The 19,456-nt window shown below is 62.2% G+C and carries 17 protein-coding genes; 11 read left to right on the top strand and 6 right to left on the bottom strand.

Annotated elements, in window-relative coordinates; genetic code table 11:
* The first annotated feature begins 2 nt into the window (after window positions 1-2).
* On the top strand, window positions 3-2,129 hold the full coding sequence (gene pbpC, locus RCF49_RS18075) for a penicillin-binding protein 1C (protein WP_342641179.1): 2,127 nt from the start codon (window positions 3-5) through the stop codon (window positions 2,127-2,129).
* 15 nt (window positions 2,130-2,144) lie between these two features.
* Here the strand turns inward: pbpC and RCF49_RS18070 are convergent, their stop codons facing one another.
* Window positions 2,145-2,705, bottom strand: a complete 561-nt coding sequence (locus tag RCF49_RS18070; RefSeq protein ID WP_342641178.1) for a TetR/AcrR family transcriptional regulator — start codon at window positions 2,703-2,705, stop codon at window positions 2,145-2,147.
* A 183-nt stretch (window positions 2,706-2,888) separates the two neighbouring features.
* On the opposite strand from RCF49_RS18070, the gene RCF49_RS18065 reads away from it, so the two are divergent.
* The 3 genes from RCF49_RS18065 (at window position 2,889) to RCF49_RS18055 (ending at window position 8,317) form a co-directional block, all read left to right on the top strand.
* Window positions 2,889-4,109, top strand: coding sequence for an efflux RND transporter periplasmic adaptor subunit (locus RCF49_RS18065; RefSeq protein ID WP_342641177.1), 1,221 nt, complete (start codon window positions 2,889-2,891; stop codon window positions 4,107-4,109).
* Window positions 4,110-4,133: 24 nt separating this feature from the next.
* The gene (locus RCF49_RS18060) at window positions 4,134-7,217 is read left to right on the top strand and encodes an efflux RND transporter permease subunit (protein ID WP_342641176.1); all 3,084 of its coding nucleotides are present in this window, start codon (window positions 4,134-4,136) and stop codon (window positions 7,215-7,217) included.
* Between the two features lie 203 nt (window positions 7,218-7,420).
* Entirely contained in the window at window positions 7,421-8,317 is an 897-nt protein-coding gene (locus RCF49_RS18055) for an endonuclease/exonuclease/phosphatase family protein (RefSeq protein ID WP_342641175.1), read from the top strand.
* Between the two features lie 2 nt (window positions 8,318-8,319).
* Here the strand turns inward: RCF49_RS18055 and RCF49_RS18050 are convergent, their stop codons facing one another.
* The 5 genes from RCF49_RS18050 to RCF49_RS18030 all read right to left on the bottom strand — a co-directional run bounded on the left by RCF49_RS18050 (window position 8,320) and on the right by RCF49_RS18030 (window position 12,907).
* Window positions 8,320-9,327 (bottom strand): AI-2E family transporter, encoded by a 1,008-nt coding sequence (locus RCF49_RS18050; RefSeq protein WP_342641174.1) that lies wholly within the window; start codon window positions 9,325-9,327, stop codon window positions 8,320-8,322.
* A gap of 166 nt (window positions 9,328-9,493) precedes the next feature.
* Window positions 9,494-10,495, bottom strand: a complete 1,002-nt coding sequence (locus RCF49_RS18045; RefSeq protein ID WP_342641173.1) for an arginase family protein — start codon at window positions 10,493-10,495, stop codon at window positions 9,494-9,496.
* A gap of 13 nt (window positions 10,496-10,508) precedes the next feature.
* Window positions 10,509-11,513 (bottom strand): dimethylarginine dimethylaminohydrolase family protein, encoded by a 1,005-nt coding sequence (locus RCF49_RS18040; protein ID WP_342641172.1) that lies wholly within the window; start codon window positions 11,511-11,513, stop codon window positions 10,509-10,511.
* A 12-nt stretch (window positions 11,514-11,525) separates the two neighbouring features.
* Window positions 11,526-12,269, bottom strand: a complete 744-nt coding sequence (locus RCF49_RS18035) for an SDR family NAD(P)-dependent oxidoreductase (RefSeq protein ID WP_342641171.1) — start codon at window positions 12,267-12,269, stop codon at window positions 11,526-11,528.
* Window positions 12,266-12,907, bottom strand: coding sequence for a TetR/AcrR family transcriptional regulator (locus RCF49_RS18030; protein WP_342641170.1), 642 nt, complete (start codon window positions 12,905-12,907; stop codon window positions 12,266-12,268). Before RCF49_RS18030 ends, RCF49_RS18035 begins: the two co-directional genes overlap by 4 nt.
* A gap of 150 nt (window positions 12,908-13,057) precedes the next feature.
* On the opposite strand from RCF49_RS18030, the gene RCF49_RS18025 reads away from it, so the two are divergent.
* The 7 genes from RCF49_RS18025 (at window position 13,058) to RCF49_RS17995 (ending at window position 19,432) form a co-directional block, all read left to right on the top strand.
* Window positions 13,058-13,753: a cysteine hydrolase family protein gene (locus tag RCF49_RS18025; RefSeq protein ID WP_342641169.1), complete on the top strand. Its 696-nt coding sequence runs from the start codon at window positions 13,058-13,060 to the stop codon at window positions 13,751-13,753.
* Window positions 13,753-14,514 (top strand): MBL fold metallo-hydrolase, encoded by a 762-nt coding sequence (locus RCF49_RS18020; protein WP_342641168.1) that lies wholly within the window; start codon window positions 13,753-13,755, stop codon window positions 14,512-14,514. The genes RCF49_RS18025 and RCF49_RS18020 overlap by 1 nt, the downstream gene beginning before the upstream one ends.
* A 28-nt stretch (window positions 14,515-14,542) precedes the next feature.
* Window positions 14,543-15,664 (top strand): ABC transporter substrate-binding protein, encoded by a 1,122-nt coding sequence (locus RCF49_RS18015; protein ID WP_342641167.1) that lies wholly within the window; start codon window positions 14,543-14,545, stop codon window positions 15,662-15,664.
* Between the two features lie 102 nt (window positions 15,665-15,766).
* Window positions 15,767-16,591 (top strand): ABC transporter permease, encoded by an 825-nt coding sequence (locus tag RCF49_RS18010; RefSeq protein ID WP_342641166.1) that lies wholly within the window; start codon window positions 15,767-15,769, stop codon window positions 16,589-16,591.
* Window positions 16,591-17,397, top strand: a complete 807-nt coding sequence (locus RCF49_RS18005; protein ID WP_342641165.1) for an ABC transporter permease — start codon at window positions 16,591-16,593, stop codon at window positions 17,395-17,397. The genes RCF49_RS18010 and RCF49_RS18005 overlap by 1 nt, the downstream gene beginning before the upstream one ends.
* A gap of 8 nt (window positions 17,398-17,405) precedes the next feature.
* Window positions 17,406-18,326, top strand: coding sequence for a polysaccharide deacetylase family protein (locus RCF49_RS18000; RefSeq protein ID WP_342641164.1), 921 nt, complete (start codon window positions 17,406-17,408; stop codon window positions 18,324-18,326).
* On the top strand, window positions 18,323-19,432 hold the full coding sequence (locus tag RCF49_RS17995) for an ABC transporter ATP-binding protein (RefSeq protein ID WP_342641163.1): 1,110 nt from the start codon (window positions 18,323-18,325) through the stop codon (window positions 19,430-19,432). Before RCF49_RS18000 ends, RCF49_RS17995 begins: the two co-directional genes overlap by 4 nt.
* Window positions 19,433-19,456: the final 24 nt, after the last annotated feature.

Below are 19,456 nucleotides of genomic sequence, written 5' to 3'. Positions count from 1 at the left end.
CTATGGGCCAGAGCATTGCTGAGCGGCGTTTTGCTGCCCATTGGGGCAAGTGGGCGGTGGTCGGCTGCCTGCTCCTCATAGGCCTGGGCGGCCTCGCTTCCGGTCTCACGTGGCTGGACCAGCGGTTTGCGCCAAGCTTGCCGCGGGACAAGGCCATTTCGCAGCTGGTGCTGGACCGCAACGGCCAGCTGTTGCGGGCCTTCACCGTCGAGAATGGTCGCTGGCGTCTGCCCGTCAGCCTCGATGAGGTCGATCCGCTATTCGTGCAGATGCTGCTGGCCTATGAGGACAAGCGCTTCTTTCAGCATCCGGGCATCGATAGTGCCGCGGTGATCCGGGCGACGGGGCAGCTTCTGCGCAATGGGCGGATCATCTCGGGCGCATCCACCATCACCATGCAGCTTGCGCGTCTCCTCGAGCCACGGGATGAACGCTCGCTCTTGGCCAAGCTGATGCAGGCGCTAAGGGCGCTGCAGCTCGAGCGCCGGCTCAGCAAACGCGAGATCCTGGAAGCCTATCTGACGCTCGCACCCTATGGCGGCAACATCGAAGGCATTCGTGCCGCGAGCCTTGCTTATTTCGCAAAGGAGCCGGCACGCTTGAGCCCGGCGGAGGCGGCCATGCTGATCGCCCTGCCGCAGCTTCCCGAAGCGCGTCGACCGGATCTTCATCCGACTCAAGCCCGCAAGGCGCGCGACAGGGTGCTCGCCCGGATGGCAGATGCCGGCGTCTTGTCCAGGCAGGATGCCGAACAGGCGCAAGGTCAACGGCTGGTGAGCCGGCGGCATCATTTTCCCGCGCTCGCAGCCCACAGCGCCGAAGCGGCGCGACGGCTTGCGCCAGATGCCAAACTCTACCGACTGACCATCGACCGGCAGAAGCAGGCGGCCCTCGAGCAGCTGGCGCGGGATGCAAAGGCTAAGCTTCCAGCTCACCTCTCCATCGCGATGCTTCTCGTAGACCATGCAAGCGGTGAGGTTCTCGCCCGGGTCGGCTCACCGGACTTCGCGGATGAGACCAGCAAGGGCTATGTGGATATGACACGGGCCGTGAGGTCACCCGGCTCGACCTTGAAGCCCTTCATCTACGGGCTTGCCTTCGAGGATGGGCTCGTTCACCCGAGCACGCTGATCGACGACAAGCCTTCCGCGTTCGACAGCTACCGGCCGAGCAATTTCGACATGGCGTTCCAGGGCACCGTGACGGTTGCCCAGGCTCTGCAGATGTCGCTCAATATTCCCGCGGTCTCGCTGCTGAACCATGTGGGACCGCTGCGATTGCTGGCCCGGATGCGCAATGCGGGGATATCGCCCATACTGCCGGGCACGGCGGCGCCCGGTCTCGCGATCGGCTTGGGCGGGCTCGGGGTGACGCTCGAAGATCTCGTCACCCTGTTCACGGCGCTGCCTCGGGACGGTCATGCGGTTAAGCTGCATGAGATCTTCGGTGAAGCAGCAAGCTCCTCTGCTCAGATCGCATCTGATCCGGTGCTCAGTGCGCTCGGCGCGTGGTATGTCTCGGACATTCTGCGAGGGACACCGCCACCGGATGGTGCTCCCCGGCATCAGCTCGCGTTCAAGACCGGAACCTCATACGGGTATCGGGACGCCTGGTCGGTGGGCTTCGATGGCCGTTATGTGCTTGGCGTCTGGGTCGGTCGCGCGGATGGCACGGCAATACCGGGGCTTTCCGGGCGAGCCTCGGCGGCGCCTTTGCTGTTCGATGCCTTCGCACGGATCGGTGGAACCACACCGCTCCGGCTCACCCGCCCGAAGAATGCCTATGCCGCAACCACATCGGAGCTTCCGGTGCCGCTGCAGCATTTCTTGGCGCCCGCATTGTCTGTGGCCAACCACAAGCCGGGCACGGCGGCGCCGCCGCTGATCGTCTATCCTCCGCAGAATGCAAAGATTGATCTCGGTCTCGGCGCGGGCGGTGCACAGCAACCGGTCGCGCTGAAAATCCAGGATGGCGCGCCCCCGTTCCGCTGGATGGTGAACGGGCACCCGCTTGCCGGGGCCGAGCGTCGCCGCACCAGCAGCTGGCAGGCCAATGAGCGGGGCTTTTCAACACTCACGGTCATCGATGCTGCCGGGCGCACCGATTCCGTCACGGTGTTTCTCGAGTAGCCGCGCAGAGCGTGATTACAAGTCCGCCAACTCCAAGGCGCGCGCGAGAATCTGCTTACGTTCTTCTTCGCTGAAGGGGCAGAGGTCGATCAGATCGAGAAAGGCCAGTCCCTCAACCGCGAGCCAGGCTACCGTTGCGGCGAGCGGGTCCTTCGCATTGCGCAATATGTTCATGACCTCACCTTGCGCTTCGCGGGCGGGGTCCAGCATGCGCGGGTTCTCGGCGACAGCAGCCAGCATGCCATGCGCGGTCTTGCGTTCAGTTTCCGTGCTCTCACCTCGGGACAGGAGCAAGGCTTTCAGATTGCCACGGGCATCGCCGCCGAGCTCCTCAGCCAGTGTCTCACGACGCTCCACGCATTCCTGGATGAACCGCTCCACCATGGCGTGGAGCAGAGCCTCCTTCGTGGGGTAGTTGTAAAGCAGGCCGCCCTTGCTGACGCCAGCCCGTTCCGCCACCGCATCAAGGGTCAGGTGGTTCGCGCCAACCTCGGATACCACGGCTGCCGCAGCATCCAGGATCACGGTCTTCGAGCTCGGTCGCCCACGCGGCCGCTTTTGCGTGCGGTTCAACATGATTCCTTCACTGGTTAACCGGTAAACTTCTTGATTGATTTACAGTCCAGACGGTACATATATTGCCTCATGACCGACGGAGGTCAACCGGTGGCGGCGTCGTCGTGGCGGACGAGCATCACCAGCACTGACTTAGAATAGACATGTCGTCGGTCCGGACAGGCAGTGTGTCAAGCAGGACTTATGATCAAGCGCTTTCTTATTGCCGGACTGCTCGTGGTTCTCGTTTGCGGGGGCCTCGTCGGCTTCAACCTGTTCCGCGACAAGAAGATCGCCGAATTCTTTGCCAATATGCCGGTGAAGACCGTCACGGTCTCGGCCACGACGGTCGCTCCTCGGGACTGGCATCCCACCATTGATGCGATCGGCTCCGCCAAGGCCGCGCAGGGTGTGGATCTGGCCTTCGAGACGACGGGCGTCGTCGAGGCGATCAAGTTCAAATCCAACGACCGGGTGAAAGCCGGCCAGGTGCTGGTGCAGCTCGATGATAATGTCGAGCAGGCGCAGATCCCCGGCGCACAATCCGCGGTCGAGACCGCTGAGGCGCAGTTCAAGCGGTTGAGTGCGCTGCGCAAAAGCGGCGTTGCGACCCAGAAGGATTTCGATACGGCCGAACGCGAACTCAATGCGGCCCGCTCGGAGCTCGAACGCCTGCAGGCCCTGATCGACCAGAAGTCTCTCAAGGCGCCGTTCAGCGGCGTGATCGGCATTCCGCAGATTGATCTCGGGGCGTATGTGCAGCCGGGTGCAACAGTGGCGACGCTGCAGGATCTCGATCGGATGTATGTGGATTTCACGGTGCCCGAGCAGCGTGCCAGCGAAGTCACGCTCGGCCAAGCCGTGCGTTTCGGCCCGGATGTCAATTCCCTGGACCACAAAGCCAAGATCATCGGCATCAATCCCAAGATCGACACCGAGAGCCGCCTGATTTCCGTGCGAGCGGAGGCGGATAACCGCGATGGCAAGCTGATCCCGGGACAGTTCCTGCAGGTGCGGGTCGAGCTTAAGACACAGCCCGACACGATCGTGTTGCCGCAAACCGCGCTCGTGACGAGCCTTTATGGCGATTATGTCTATGTGCTGGAAAAGACCAGCGCCAATGGCAAGGCGCCGGCCAATGGCGAGGGGCAGCCGGAGGTGAGCGAGGCCGAGCGGGGCGGCTCTCTTGCCGCACAGGCTGCTGAAAATGACACGCCTCCTCCTCAGCAGCAGGCCGAGCAAACCTACAAGGCCACGCAGGTTTTCGTTAAGCCGGGGCGCCGCGTCAACGGACTGGTCGAGATCACGTCAGGTCTGAAGGCGGGGCAGATGGTGGTCACCTCGGGCCAGAACAAGCTGCATAGCGGTTCCATCGTCACCATCAACAACAGCGTCGATCCGGCGCAGATCGCCCGGACGGAATAACGGGCGCGAACGAGGCCGGACCTCATGAATTTTTCCGAGATCTTCATCCGCAGACCGGTGCTGGCGACTGTGATCAGCCTGCTGCTGCTGCTGCTCGGCGCCCAGGGCATTCTCAATCTCAGCATCCGTGAGTATCCGGAGGTGAAGGATACGGTCATTACCGTCACGACGACCTATCCGGGCGCCGGTGCGGAACTGATGCAGGGGTTCATCACCACGCCCATCGCACAAGCCGTCTCAAATGCGGAGGGCGTCGATTATGTGACGTCGCAAAGCCGCCCGAGCGTCAGCACGGTCTCCGTCTATATGCGGCTCAACACCGATCCGGACAAAGCGCTCACGGAAGTCATCTCGCGGGTACAGCAGGTCAGGAGCCAGCTTCCATCCGAATCGGAAGATCCGATCATCAACAAGGGCACCGGTCAGCAATTCGCGCTGATGTATCTGGCATTCTCATCGCCGGAGATGTCGCCACCGCAGATCACGGAATTTCTCACGCGGGTGATCCAGCCCCGCCTCTCGACCATCGATGGCGTGGGCGAGGCGCAGATCCTGGGTGAGCAGACCTTTGCCATGCGCATCTGGCTCGACCCGGTCCTGCTCGCCTCGCGCGATGTCACGGCGGCGGACGTGGTCACGGCCATCCAGGGGGCCAACTTTCTCTCCGCCCCGGGCAAAACACAGAACGAGCTCGTCGCCTATGCGGTGGAGACAGCAACCACGCTGCAGACGCCTGAGGCGTTCGGCGAGCTTCCGCTGCGCAGCAAGGGCGAGGATGTGGTGCGGCTGCGCGACGTTGCGCGGGTCGAGCTCGGCGCCGAGCAGACGGATGTGAAGGTCGCCTTCAATGGCGAGCCAGGCGTGTTCATCGGTGTCTTCGCAAGTCCCGATGCCAACCCGCTCGATGCCGCCAAACGGGTGCGCGCCCAGCTCCCGCAGATCCAGTCGGAACTGCCGCATGGCATGCAGGCGAACCTCGTCTATGACGCCACCAAGTTCATCGATGCGTCGATCGAGGAGGTGTTCAAGACGATTGGCGAGGCCGTGGTCATCGTGGTCGTCGTGATCCTCCTGTTCCTCGGCTCATTCCGCTCGGTGATCATTCCAGTGGTCACGATCCCCCTGTCGCTCATCGGCGTGTGCTTCCTGCTCTATGCACTGGACTATTCGCTGAACACGCTAACCCTGCTTGCCATGGTGCTGGCCATCGGGCTTGTGGTGGATGACGCGATCGTGGTGGTCGAGAATATTCATCGCCATATCGAAGAGGGGCTCAAGCCTATTCCGGCCGCGATCGAGGGCATGCGCGAGATTTTCGGCCCGGTGGTGGCGATGACCATCACGCTTGCGGCCGTCTATGCGCCGATCGGCTTCACCCAGGGCCTCACCGGCGCATTGTTCCGCGAGTTTGCCTTCACACTTGCGGGCTCGGTGATCCTATCGGGCGTCATTGCGGTGACATTGTCGCCCATGATGTCCTCGCGCCTGCTCAAGGCCCATGGCGAACACGGGCCCGGGCGGTTCCAGAGGATCGTCGATCATGTTTTCGACGGGCTTGCGAACCGCTATGAACGATTGCTCGCGGGGTCGCTGAAATATCGGCCGGTGACCTTGTTCATTGTAGCGGCTCTGCTGGGCACGTCCGTCTTCCTGTTCAGCAAAACCTCGTCCGAGCTCGCACCGGAAGAAGATCGCGGTGCCATGTTCGCGCTGGTCAACGTGCCGCAATATGCAACCCCGGACTATACTGCGGCCTTCCTCGACCAGTTTCGCGGCATGACTGGAAATATCCCGGAGATCGATACCACCTTCCACATTATCGGAAGCAGTGGAGGTGGTGGGGGCTTTGCCGCATGGACGCTCAAGCCGTGGGATGAGCGCGAGCGCAGCCAGAAGGCGATCCAGACGGAGATCCAGGGGCGGATCGACAAGAGCGCCGGCGTGCAGGCCTTCGTGTTCGCGCCGCCCTCGCTCCCCGGCACCGGTGGTGGCATGCCCATACAGATGGTGGTGCGCTCGACCGGGAATGCCGCCGAGGTCTGGGAGGTGGCCGAGGCTATCAAGACCAAAGCCGAGGCCTCGGGCAAGTTCATCGTCGTGCAGAACTCACTGTCCTACACCTCGCCCCGGGCACGGGTCGAAATCGACCGCGACCGCGCGATCGCGCTTGGCGTCTCAGCGCGAGATATCGGCACCACGCTCAATGTGTTGCTCGGCGAGGGAACGGTGGCCAAGTTCGACTTTGACAATCGGGCGTATGACATCATCCCGCAGGTGCCAAAGATCGACCGGCTCAACCCTGAGAGCATGGGCAAGTATTACGTGCGGGCGACGAATGGGACCATGGTGCCGCTCTCGGCGCTGATCAAGATCAAGACCATCGCCGCGCCCCAGGCCATCGAACAGTTCAATCAGCTGACATCGGCCACATTGTCGGCGCTGCCAATGCCGACCGTGACGAGTGACGAAGGGCTTGCAACGCTCGAGCAAATCGCGCGGGAGGAAATGCCGGGGAATTTCCTGATCGATTATGCCGGCCAGTCCCGCTTGTCGAAGGAGGCGGGGCATGCGCTCGCTTTCGCATTCGGGCTCGCCATTCTGGTGATCTATCTCGTGCTTGCCGCGCAGTTCGAAAGCTTTCGCGATCCGTTCATCATCATGATGTCGGTGCCGCTGTCGATCTTCGGCGCATTGGTGCCGCTCAACCTCGGTGTGGCAACCCTCAACATCTATACGCAGGTCGGTCTCATCACGCTGATCGGGCTGATCACCAAGCACGGCATTCTGATGGTGGAATTCGCCAATGAGCTGCGCGACAGGACCGGCATGTCGCGGCAGGATGCAATTGCCGAAGCCGCGAAGGTGCGCCTGCGGCCGATCCTCATGACCACTGCCGCCATGGTGCTTGGGGTCGCGCCGCTGCTGGTTGCGAGTGGCGCGGGTGCGGCTGCCCGCTTCTCCATCGGCCTCGTGATTGCGACAGGCATGTCGATCGGCACCCTCTTCACCCTCTTCGTGGTGCCGATGTTCTATACTTACATCGCGGCCAAGCGGCGGACCGAAGGTGAGGCTCAGGGATCGGAAAAGCAGCCCGTGCCCGCCGGCTGATCTCTGAAGATCAGCAGTGCCGCTGAAATTCCGATTGACCGCTGAAACCGGCTGTTCAATCTATGCCCCGTTCTGGGGAGGATTGATCGACCGTGTTTTGCTTGCCAAAGCTGCGGCTGAGTGCCGTTATTCTATGCGTCGTCGTTCTGGCCGCCGACATCACTTCGGCTGAACCGGCACCGCCGCCACCACCTGCCGGGTCTATGTCGATCCGAGTACTGACCTATAATGTCAATGACCTGCCGTGGCCATTGCGGAAGGATGCCCGCAAGGAACTCGCGTATATCGGCAAGGATCTCGCCCGACGGCTTGCGGATGGCAGCGGCCCGGATGTGGTGTTCCTCCAGGAGGCCTTTACCTCGCGCAGCGACCGGCTGATCGAGAATGCAGGCTATCCCTTCGTGGCGAAAGGACCGGGGCGGCGGAAGACCCATGGCAAGAGGGGAGATGAGCCTGCTGACGGCAAGATCCGCATGCGGTCTGACGGTCTCAGCACCGGCTCGCGGCATTATGTGAATAGCGGTCTCTACGTGCTCAGCCGATATCCGATCGAGATAAAGGATACAGAGGTCTTCGGCGATAGCTGCTCGGGGAATGACTGTTTGGCCAACAAGTCAGTCATGCATGTGCGAGTGGCCCTACCCGCACCGTTCAAGCCGCTCGATCTGGTAACCACGCACATGGATTCCAATATCCGCACCGAGGCATCAGAGAAGCAGCGGCTTCGGGCGCATAAGGGACAGACGGATGTGATCGCCGCATTTCTCGACGAGGTGGTGCGTCCGCGCGCCGCCATCTTCGCGGGCGACATGAATATCCGCCGGCCGCCGGAGCGCTACAATTATCTCATCGAGAAAACCGGTGCCGTCGATGCGGGGCGCCTTTGCTTCGAGAGCCAGCCGAAATGCGTGCTCGGGCCGATCGCCAGCAAGGAGCAGATCTGGAGCTTCACCAATGATCATCAGATGATCATTCCAGGCAATAACTACACGATCACGCCGGTTTACATGACGCGCAATTATGACGAGAAGCCGAACGGGCGCGAACTCTCGGATCATCTCGGCTTCGAGGCCGTGTATTGGCTCACGCCGAAACGCTAAGCTCAGATCAGCTCGCGTTCGACCAATTCGTCCTTGATGTAAGCGTAGTAGATGGGGGCGGCTACAAGGCCTGGGACGCCGAAGGCTGCCTCCATGACCAGCATGGCCAGGAGCACTTCCCAGACGCGGGCATGGATATGACCGCCGATGATCTTCGCGTTCAGGAGGTATTCCAGCTTGTGGATGATCACGAGAAAGGCGAGCGAGGCGAGCGCCACGTATAGCGACAGGCTCAGCGAGACGATCACAATGACCGTGTTCGAAATGAGATTGCCGATCACTGGCAGCAGACCGGCCAGAAAAGTTACGGCGATGATCGTCTTGAGCAGCGGCAGGTGGATGCCGAAAAGCGGTAGCACAACGGCGAGATAGATGCCGGTGAGGATCGTGTTGATCGCCGAAATTCGGATCTGCGCGAAGACGACGCGCCGGAATGCCCGGGTGAACAGGGCGGCACGGTCCAGCAAGGCGCTGGCCAAAGGCCGATGGTCGACCGGGGTTACGACCTCGCTCACCGCGATGAAGCCGCCGATGATCATCCCGAACAGGATGCGCAAGAGCACGCGGCCGAAATCCTCGCCCCAGCGCTGCAGCAAACCAGCATTGCTGCGCAACCATCGGGAGATCGACCCCTCGATCTGCTCAGCCGTTTCCGGCAGGTAGGGCCGCAACCCTTCCGGCAGATGCAGCCGCGCGGTCCCGATCGTATCGGCCATCTTCTGCATGAGCTGGGGAAGGCCATTGGAGCCACTCATGAGGAAATGCCCGAGCGCGAAGCCTGCCAGGCCTACGAGAAATATGGTCACAACGAAGACGAGCAACAGGACGACGATCTTGCCCGGGCGGTGCTCGACACCGATGGCTTTCAAACGCGGTGCGGCCGCATGGACGATCGTATAAACCAGCAGACCAGCCAAGAGCGCGCCGACCAGGTGCAGGACCAAGGCCGCCAGAAGCACAATGGGCGCAATGACCCAGGAGGCAATTTCATAGGCGGTCGGTCTGGTCATTGCGAGCACTGATCCGAATTCCAAAACAAAGGACGGCCGAGCCCGCCCCTTATAGCGGGATGCAGGCAGAAACTGGACCAGTTCTCGCCATAATGCGTAAATGAAGTGCCGATTGGCGGATCATTTCACCGCTTCGGGGAATGGTGAAATGATCCGGACTTCCAGCTCAGCGGCTGCTGCGCAGGTGCTCACCGATGAGGCTGATCAGCTCGAACATCACCACACTGGCCGTGAGCCCGGTGATCTGATTGGGGCTGTCTTTGGTCGGGATATAGCAGACGATATCGGCACCCACGACGTTCAGCCCACGCAAACCCCTCAGGATCTCGATTGCCTCGTAGGCCCGCAAGCCGCGATAGCCGGCCTCCAGGTTCGAGGCTGCCGGTGCATCGGCCGGGTCGAGCACATCGAGATCAAAGGTGATGTAGATGGGCTGATCCTGCACACGGGCGCGGACCTGCTCGATCGTGCGCTGGATGCCTTGCGCAAAGAGATGGTCCGCCGGCAGAACCTCGTAGCCGATCTCGCTCTTGACGGAACCTTCCAGCGGCTTGAGCGGATTGCCGCGCATGCCGAGCTGGATCGAGCGGGATGGATCAACATGACCCTCGGTGACCGAATAGGCTGCCCAATGGGCCGCGGAGCGCCGATTGCCAAGCCAGTGGCCCATGAACTCATAGTCGTCGCGATGGGCATCGAAATGCACAAGCGCCAACTTGCGACCGGCGGTCGCCCGGCTGTTGGAACCGCCCATGGCCTTCAGGATCGGGCCGGTGATGCCATGATCACCACCGATCGAGACCGGGCGCGCGCCCGCCACGTTCAGGCGCTGATAATATTCCTCGATATGCACGACGCTGACGTCATTGACCATGGCCTCGGGCAGCGGCACATCGCCTAAGTCATTGATGCGGAACTCATCCCATGGCCGGAAGCCATAAGCCTCGTGCGCGCGCCGGAAGCGACCGGAGACATGGCGCACCGCCCGTGGCCCCAGATGCTGGTCGCGCTCGGTCGAGCCGTTGCCGGAGGAATGGGGAACCCCCACCAGAGCGATGTCGGATGCAGCGGGATCAGCATTCCAGGGGCATTTGAAGAAGGTGGGTATGCCCCACCAATACCAGTTCTGCATCTCCTGGGAGCGACTTTCGAAAATATCGTCTGTCATGGCGTCCTCGGCTTCACAGGTCGTCGCGGATGAGCGGTGCCGTCGAGCAGTGAAGCCCGCCGCCCCCAGCACAGACCTTGTCGAAGGGCACCGTGATCAGCTCCACCCCATGACGGTTCATGTTTTCGAGGGTGTAGTCCGACATGCCGTCGGGCACGATCACGCGGGCCGGTGCGACCGCCAGGCTGTTGATGATCCAAGGGTTGTCGGTGTGGTGGAGCTCGATGACGTGGATGCGCCGAGCCTTCAGCTCCTGCAGGAACCAGTAGGGCACGATGCTCGGATTCACCAGCGCAAGGTCAGGCGCGAGCATCATGAAGGTGCCATCGATATGCAGGCGGTAGCCCGTAAGCTGAACGCGCAGCAAGGTCACGCCTTGCGAGCGCAAGACCTCCTCCACCTGCCGGGCGCCCTCCTCGTTGACGCGAGAAGACAATCCCACCACGGCGGTCTTGCTGTCGATCCAGGCGAAGCTGCCGCCTTCCATGATGGCATTGCCGGAGATGGTGCGCAGGATGGGGCAGCCGAGCTGGGCAAGGGTGCGGGTTGCCGAGAGCTCCTCGCCACGCCGGATCCGCGGTCCCATGCGGGTCACGATCGCTCCGCCGCCAATGCCGATGACACTGTCGCGGGTGTAGACGGTCTTCATGCGGCCCGGCTCGGCGCGATCCATGAACACGACCTCCACGCCCTCGGCGCGCAGTGCCGCCACATAGGCATCATGCTGGGCCTGCATGGTCGCGAGGTCCGGGCCTTCATTGCCACGCCAGTACCAACCGGCTTCGACATCGCCGAAGGCGCCATTCTCGAGGCGCTTGGCCGTGTCGACCACATTCACCTCTTCGCCCGGCCGATGCATGAGCACGACGCGTAGCCTGCCCACATCATTGGTGCAGCCCCAGGCCCGACCCCAAACGCTCTTCTGTTCATCGGGGTTCTCGAAAGGCGGCTCGGGGACCGAGGGAAACAGCTGGATCAGCTGATTGTAGCGCCATTCGTTTTCGGTCATTGCAGACATGGTTGTCTCCGTTCAGATACCCACGATCGGGTCGCCGCCATTGGGGCAAATCAACTGGCCGGTCATGAAGTCGCCGGTCGAGCTTACGAGCACCATCACCCAGGCCGCCATTTCCTCGGGCGTTGCCCAGCGCTTCAAGAGGTTGAGCTGGGCCTCCTCCGCCACCGCCGCCTCGCCATAGGAGAGGGTCATGGCCGTGCGAACCACCCCGGGGGCAATGGCATTGACGAGGATGCCGTACGGCGCGAACTCGCGGGCCCAGGATTTGGCCAGAGCTATCAAGGCCGCTTTGGCCGCGCTATAATGGGAGGACCGCTCAAAGCCCACCTGGCCGCGATTGGAGGCGATATTGATGATACGCCCCCAGCCGGCCTCCTTCATGCCCGGCAGCACCATGCGGGTTGCCGCAAAGGCACCCCAGACATGTGTGTTCATCATTCGGTCATAGGCCTCGCGGTCGATGGCCTCGAGCGGAGCATTCTGACCTGCCACGCCGGCATTGTTGACCAGGATGGTGACCGGTCCGATCCGCCGGATTGCGCTCGCAAGCCGGGCCTCATCCGCCACGTCGCAGACAAGGGCCTCGGCTTTGCCGCCATTTGCCTCGATCTCTGACGCGACAACCATGGCATTGTCGCCATTGATGTCCTGCACGATGAGTTCGGCCCCGGCTTGCGCCAATGCCAATGCACAGGCCCTACCGATGCCGCTTCCGGCGCCGGTCACCATGGCGCGCCTGTCTGATAGATCTGTCATGATGTCCCCCTGCTCTGCCCGTGAACTGTCCCCATTCCCCGAAAGACGAGCGCCAGTTGGCCATTCACGCTGGCACGAAGCTGCGCAAGCGTGATCGCCTCGTCCGCCAAAAACTGCATCCAATGGAAGGTGCCTATGCCGAGAACGAGGCTCGCCAGCTCATCGACACACAGGTCCTCCGGTAAACTGCCCTGGCGCTGAAAATGCCGGATCAGTCGCTGGTAATGACGGTGCACCAACCGGTTCAATCTGAGCTGGGTGCGATGAGCCTCGCCGCCCGGCTGCTCATAAAGGGTGCCGAAGATCACCCGCCAGCATTCCTTGGTCAGCAGCCTGATGCTCTGCATGGCCAAGAGATCCTCGTAAGCGCAGATCGCAAGGAGAGGATCAGCAGGCGGATTCTTCAAAAGCCGGAGCCGCTCGGGCAATGCAAGCCGAACGTGCCGCTGGGCTATAGCGATCAGGATGTTCCGCTTGGTTCCGAAGTAGTTGTAGATCGTGGTGGGCGCGACAGAGGAGCGTTCGGCAATCTCGGTGATGCGTGTCGCCTCATAGCCGCGCTCGGTAAACAGCGCGATGGCCGCATCGAGAATCTTCTCGCAGCGCAGACGTTGATGCCGTTCCCTAAGCCCTGCCATTCGCGTGCGCCCGTGCCTGCATAATGCAGTTCCGATCGGGCCCCCCGCTGCTTCGATCCCGCAAAGAGAATTTGTAGTCAACTCCAAAGTTGAACTTGACACCAATAGCCGATGTGAAAGAGTTGGCAAAGGCAGAGGGGGAGAGCTGCAATGATCACCGTGGCATCCAGGCCATATCCTTTTCCCTATGACGGGCTTTCGCGCAGCGCGACCGCGCTGATCGTGATCGATATGCAGCGCGATTTCCTCGATCCCGGCGGCTATCTCGATGCGATCGGCGGCAGTCTGGATGGTGTGCGGCAGGCCATTCCCGGGGTGCAGCGGCTGCTCACAGCGGCGCGCCGGACCGGCCTTCCAATCATCCACACGAAGCAGGCCTATCGCGCCGACCTCGCGGATCTGCCACCGCACAAGGCCTGGCGCAGTGCCTGGAACCGCAGCGGTGTCGGCCAACAGGGTCCGCTCGGCCGCGTGCTGGTCCGTGGCGAGCCAGGTTCGGAGATCATCGCCGAAGCGGCTCCCCTGCCAGGAGAGATCGTCGTGGACAAGAGCGCCAATGGCGCCTTCACCCATACGGATCTCGAAATCATTCTGCGGGCACGTGGCATCCGCCATCTGATCGTTTGCGGCATCACCAGTGATTGCTGCGTCCACTGCACGATCCGCGAGGCCAATGACCGAGGCTTTCAATGTCTCATGGTCGAGGATGCGTGCGGCTCGGGCGATGAAGAGGCCCATCGCGCCGCCGTGTATATGATGACGGTGGAAGGCGGGGTGCTCGGCGCGGTTGCGGGGGTGGCGGATGTGGAAGTGGGGCTTGCCCAGCTCGAACGAGAGGCCGCCTAATGGCTGTGTCCACACTTCCCGTGCGCCCGCAATGGTTCACGCGGCGAGCTGTCGAGCCTGGGCTCGAGCTGTTTACCGAGCCCGCGGTGCATCGCTGGTTCCGCGCCAATATCTGGTATGTGCGGGGATCGGAGCTCGACCTCGTCATTGATCCGGGCATGGGGATCGCCTCATTGCTGAAGGCGCTCGGAGCGGATGCAGACCGTCCGATCCTTGCCATCGCTACCCATGGCCATATCGATCACATGGGCGGAATGCACGAATTCGGGGCCCGCGCCATTCATCCGGATGATGCGCCGGCGCTCGAGGATGATGATCATTACCACCTCGCCTCCTTCTTCCGGGCCACGCAGGATGCCGTGACCGAGATCCCGCATGAGGGATGGGCACTCTCAGCTTTCACGGTAAAGGCTGCGCTGGCGACACGACTGTTGCGCGAGGGCGATCAGATCGATCTTGGCTCGCGCCGCTTCACGATCATCCACCTGCCCGGCCATTCACCCGGCCAGATCGGGCTATTCGATGAAATGAACGGCACGCTGTTCTCGGGCGATGCGCTGTATGACGGGCAATTGCTCGATGACCTGCCGCGGTCGGATCCCGCCATCTATGAGGAGACCATGCTGCGACTTGGCGCGCTCGATGCAAGGCGTGTCCATGGCGGCCACGGCAATGATTTCGATCGCGCCCGAATGCAGGTGCTTATAGAAGAATATCTGAGGGGACGGCGAAGGATGGGGTGCCCCAATGAGCAGCCCTAGCCTTCTTTGACTGAGGTAGGAGGGAAAAATGTCAAAACGCTTCAACGAGGATCTCGTCGATCTGGCGCGGTCCGAAGTCAAATCCGGCCGCATGAGCCGGCGCGACTTCATCCAGGTTTGCCTCATGGCCGGCGTGGCACCCATTGCCGCCTCGGCCGGCATCATGTCGCCAGGCGAAGCCATGGCGCAGGCCAAGGAACTGGTGCTCGCCAATTTCGGCGGCGATGCGGTCAAAGGCATGGGAGAGGCCTGGGGCCAGCCCTTCACCAAGGACAGCGGCATCAATGTGGTGGTGGATGGCGCAACGCCACTCGCCGGCAAAATCAAGGCCATGGTCGAGAGCGGCAAGGTGGTGTGGGACGTCTGCGACGGCGACGGCTTCCTGTGCAACCAGCTTGGCAATCAGGGCCTGCTCGAGGACATCGACTATTCTGTCGTCGACAAGTCGATGGTGCGTGAGGGATGGGCCTGGCCGCAGGGCGTTGCGAATTACACCTATTCCTTCGTGATCGCCTATAAGAAGAGCATGTTCCCGGATAAGCCGCCGACCTACGCGGATTTCTTCGACGTGGAGAAATATCCGGGCAAGCGGACCATGTGGAAATACCAGATGGGCGGCATGGAGGCTTGCCTGCTGGGTGATGGCGTTGCGCCCGATCAGCTCTATCCCGCCGATATCCAGCGCGCGATCAAGAAGGCCAAGTCGCTGGGCGATAACGTCATCTATTGGGAATCCGGCGCGAGCAGCCAGCAATTGTTCATGGACGAGGAGGTCGTCATGGGCAATATCTGGAACACGCGGGCCAGCGTCCTCGAACGCGACACGGATGGGGAGGTCACCTGGACCTGGGACCAGGGCATATTCTGCCCGTCATCCTTCGTCATCCCCAAGGGCAATCCGGCCGGCGCCAAAGTCGCCAATCAGTTCATCGCCTCGATCCTCAAGCCCGAACGGCAGATCAAGCTGTTGGAACTGCTCGGCAATGGGCCAAGCAACCCAAAGGCCTCGGAAATGCTGCCGGAAAACCTGCGCCGGCTCGATCCGGGTTATCCCGACAATCTCGCCAAGCAGATCATGCGAAGCGAGGACTGGTACGAGAAGCATTACGACGAGGCGGTCGAGAAGTGGCTCGACGGCATCTCTAGCTGACCTTGATCCATATAATCACGGGGATCCGGTGGGTTGATCACGACCAGCCCACCGGGCGTGGTTGATGATGGGGCCCCGCTTCGATAGCCGGATTTTTCGTTCATGAACCCGTATTACGGCTTCATCACGCCAGCGATCCTGCTGATCATCCTGCTGTTGCTGGCGCCACTCGCCTGGCTCATCGGGCTTTCCTTCGAGAATGAGGGCCAGCTCAGTCTCCACTGGTATCGGGAGGTCGTCACCTCCGGCGGCATTCGCTCGATGCTGTGGACCACTCTGCGCATCGTGGCGATCACGACGGTGATCGCGCTCATTCTCGGCTATCTCGTGGCCTTCGCAATGGCGCATGTGGGCGAGCGGCAGCGGCTGCTGCTCACCTTATGTGTGCTGATCCCTTTCTGGCTGTCGGTGCTGGTGCGCGCGCTGTCCTGGCTGATCCTTTTGCGCAATAACGGCCTCATCAATACCGGTCTGATGGAAACGGGGCTGATCAGCTCGCCCGTGACGCTGGTGCGCAACGAAACGGGCGTGATCATCGGGATGGTGCATTTCCTCGTACCCTATGCCGTGTTCCCACTGTATGCCGCGATGCGGGCCGTCGATCCCCGGCTGATGATGGCCGCGCGCAGCGTGGGCGCTTCGTCCTGGCGCTCGTTCATCGATGTCTATCTGCCCACAACCTTCCCCGCGATCTTCGGTGCGGGCATGCTGGTGTTCATCTTCGGGCTCGGCTTTTTCGTAACGCCCTCGATCCTTGGCGGCGGCCGGGTGGTGATGCTGTCGGAATATGTGAGCGTCACTGTGCTCCAGACGCTGCGCTGGTCACTGGCGGGAGCACTCTCGGTCGTGCTGCTCCTGGCCACCGCGGCGCTGCTCTATCTCATCGGCAAGGTGACGAACCTGCGCAAGATGCTGGGGGCCGCGTGATGGAGCTCTCGCGGCGCGGTCAAATCCTGGTGGCGGGGCTTGCCTGGCTGGTGGGGCTGTTCCTCCTCCTGCCCGGCCTGATCACCGTGCCGGTATCGCTGAATGAATCCCGCTTCGTGCGGATGCCGAAGGAGCATCTGTCGCTGCGGCATTATCAGGCGCTGTTCAGTGATCCCGGTTGGTTCTCGAGCTTTCTCGACAGTCTCTCGATCGCGGTGGCCGCGGGCCTGCTTGCCACCATCCTCGGCACGCTATGCGCGGTGGGCCTATGGCGGATCACGGGCAGGCTGGTTGCGCTATTCGGCGCGCTGGTGCTGCTTCCGATGATCCTGCCGCCGGTGGTGGCGGCGCTGGCGATGTATCGAACCTGGGTTGCCCTCAATCTCTATGATACGTGGATCGGCGTGGTGATCGCGCATACCATTATCGCGCTGCCATACGTGGTGATCACGGTCACCACCTCGCTGGCCCTGCTCGACAGCCGCCTCGAACAGGCGGCACGCAGCCTGGGCGCCTCGCCCTTGCGGACCCTGCGCGATGTCATCCTGCCGAATATCAAGGGCGGCGTCGTGACCGGCGCGGTTTTCGCCTTCATCATCTCGTGGGACGAAATCGTCGTCACCCTGTTCATCTCGACACGCGCCGTCTACACCCTGCCTCGCCGCATGTGGGACGGCATCCGCGAAAATATTGATCCGACCGTTGCGGCGGTCGCCTCGCTGCTGATGGCAGCCACGGTGATCGGCGTGGTCTTCGCCCTGATCTATTCGGTGCGCAAGGCGCGCGCCCAAGCCCGTTCTCATTGAGCTCTGCCATGGTCCTTAAGCTGATCGATAATCCTCCGCCCTGGCCCGATGGTGCACGCTGCGCCGTGTGTTTCTCATTCGATATGGATGCGGAAAGCCTGCTGCATCTCAATTTCCGCGACACGGCGCGCCGGCGGGTGGTCACGTCATCTGCCCTGCGCTACGGGCCGCAGCGGGCGATTCCACGCCTCGTGGAGATCTGGCGTCATTTCAACATCAAGCAGACGGTGTTCGTGCCGGGCTGGTGTGTCGAAACCTATCCGGAGGCGATCGAGCTCCTGGTGCGCGAGGGTCATGAGATCGGGCACCATGGCTGGCTGCATGAGAAGCCAAACCTGCTCTCGCGCGATCAGGAAGCGGAAATCCTCATTCGCGGCATCGAGGTGATCGAAAAAGCGACGGGCAAGCGGCCGCTCGGCTATCGCGCGCCGTCCTATGCCTTTTCCGAGCATACGCTCGAGCTTCTGATTGGCGAGGGCTTCACCTATGACGCGTCGCTGCTGGGGGATGAGGTTCCCTACATCCTCCAGGGTGCGGCCGGCGATCTGGTCGAGCTGCCCTCGGACATGGCGCTCGATGACTGGCCGCAATATGTCTCGATGAAGGAATTCGGCTATCAGATGCCGGTCCAGTCGCCGGAGCGTGCCTTCGATGTGTTTCGCGCCGAGTTCGATGCGGCCTTCGACCATGGCGGGCTGTGGATCAGTGTCTGGCATCCGTTCGTGTCGGGCCGGCTTGCCCGCGCCGCCGAGATGGTGAAGCTCATCGACTATATGCAATCCCGCGGCGATGTGTGGTTCGCGCCGCTCGCGGATATTGCAGCCTATGTCAATCTGCTCCGGAAGACAGGCACCTGGAGCCCGCGGGTCGACGGCCTGCCCTACTGGACAGACCCGGTTCCGCATCTCGTGCCTTTGCCGCAATCATGAAAGCCGCCATCGCCATGACCGCGCCGAAGCAACATAGCGTCTCCCTGCGCAGCGTCACCAAGCGATACGGGGCGCTGGTCGCCATCGATCACGTCTCGCTGGACGTGGCACCGGGCGAATTCCTCAGCCTGCTCGGGCCTTCCGGTTCCGGCAAATCAACGATCCTGATGGCCATCGCCGGTTTCGTGAAGCCGGATGAGGGCGATATCGTGCTCGATGGACAGCCGATCACGCGGCTATCACCTGAGAAGCGCAATTTCGGGGTGGTGTTCCAGGGCTACGCGTTATTCCCGCATATGACGGTGGCCGAGAATGTGGGCTATCCCCTGAAGCTGCGCGGCATCGGGCGGGCGGATGCGAGAGAGCGGGTCCAGCGGGTGCTCGATCTCGTCCACCTCACGGCTTTTGCCGACCGGCAGCCGAAGCAACTCTCCGGCGGACAGCAACAGCGAGTGGCGCTCGCACGCGCGCTGGTTTTCGAGCCGGCGGTGGTGCTGCTGGATGAGCCCCTATCCGCACTCGACAAGAAGCTGCGAGCGGAGCTGCAATTCGAGCTGAAGGCGCTGCATGAGCGGCTGGGCATGACTTTCATCAATGTCACCCATGACCAGGAAGAGGCAATGACGATGTCGGACCGCATCGTCATCCTGAATGAGGGCCGGGTGCAACAGGTGGGCGCGCCGCAGAGCCTGTACGACGCGCCGCAGACGCGCTTCGTCGCCGATTTTCTCGGCCGCGCCAATTTCCTTACCGGAAAGGTCGCCGGCCGCGAGGGCGAGATCCTGACGCTCAGAGAGGGCGGGGAGATGATCCGGGCGCGCGCTCTTCATGATGAGCCGGTGGACAGCGCGGCCGTGGTGGCCCTGCGGCCGGAGCGGATCGAGGTCAGGCCTCAAGGCGCAACATCGGCCGATGGCCTCAACGCGATCACCGGCCAGGTTTCATCGGCCATCTTCTCCGGTGCCCATTTCGTTTTCGTGGTCCGCACCGCCTTCGGCGACATGATCGCGATGCAGCCATCTTTCGGCGCCGAGCAAAGCTTCGCGGCCGGGGATACGGTGATCTTGCAGTGGCCGATCGAGGCAGGGGTCGCTGTACGGGAATAGGCATTCCTCTGGCTCGGCTGTATA

Source organism: Rhodoligotrophos sp. CJ14 (genome assembly GCF_038811545.1).
Taxonomy (GTDB): Bacteria; Pseudomonadota; Alphaproteobacteria; order Rhizobiales; family Im1; genus Rhodoligotrophos; species Rhodoligotrophos ferricapiens.
This window is presented reverse-complemented; position numbering and strand designations above follow the sequence as displayed.